The organism is Vibrio sp. 2033, assembly GCF_033339735.1.
The window spans coordinates 1-873 of record NZ_JAWOVC010000189.1 but is presented as its reverse complement, the minus strand read 5'-3'; the positions used below and the strand labels follow the sequence as shown (position 1 = coordinate 873).

Genomic DNA, 873 nt, shown 5'->3' with positions numbered 1-873 from the left:
ATGGAAAAAGGCTCAGTAATGAGCCTTTTTATTTATATGTCCCAAAGTATGTTTAACTTTGACGCCCTCACCCCTGATTTCATGTGGTACGCGTTAGAAAGCATTGGCATTCGTGCTGAATCGGGCTTTCTGCCTCTCAACAGTTACGAAAACCGTGTGTATCAATTTACCGATGAAGAGCGCCGTCGCTACGTCGTGAAGTTCTATCGTCCGGAACGTTGGAGCAACGAGCAGATTCAAGAAGAGCACGATTTCACGCTTGAGCTGATTGATAACGAAATCCCCGTCGCCCCACCCGTACGCATCAATGGCAACACCCTACACCACTATCAAGGCTATGGGTTCGCTCTCTTCGAAAGCGTAGGCGGTCGTCAGTTTGAAGTCGATAACTTAGAGCAACTTGAAGGAGTTGGTCGCTTTTTAGGACGCATCCATAAAGTCGGCAGCCGACAAGCTTTTCAACATCGCCCTACCATTGGTTTGCAAGAGTATCTCTACCAACCACGTGAGATTTTGCAAAACGCCAATATGATCCCGATGCATTTAGAAAACAGCTTTTTCAATGACTTGGACATGCTCATCAAAGCCATCGAAAACCACTGGCAAGGCAGCTTCGCAACGATTCGTCTGCATGGCGATTGCCATCCGGGTAACATCTTGTGGCGCGACGGCCCAATGTTTGTCGATTTAGATGACTCGCGCAACGGCCCTGCCGTACAAGATTTGTGGATGCTACTTAACGGCGAACGCCAAGATAAGCTGATGCAACTGGACATCATTTTAGAGGCGTATCAAGAGTTTTGCGATTTTAACGCCGCGGAATTGAAACTAATCGAGCCACTTCGCGGTCTACGAATGGTGCACTATATGGCA

1 protein-coding gene is annotated in these 873 nt (G+C 47.8%); it reads left to right on the top strand.

From position 1 onward, the window contains the following. Positions 1 to 36 precede the first annotated feature (36 nt). A partial coding sequence (locus R7P74_RS25500; RefSeq protein ID WP_318123428.1) for a serine/threonine protein kinase occupies positions 37 to 873 on the top strand: 837 nt, incomplete at its 3' end.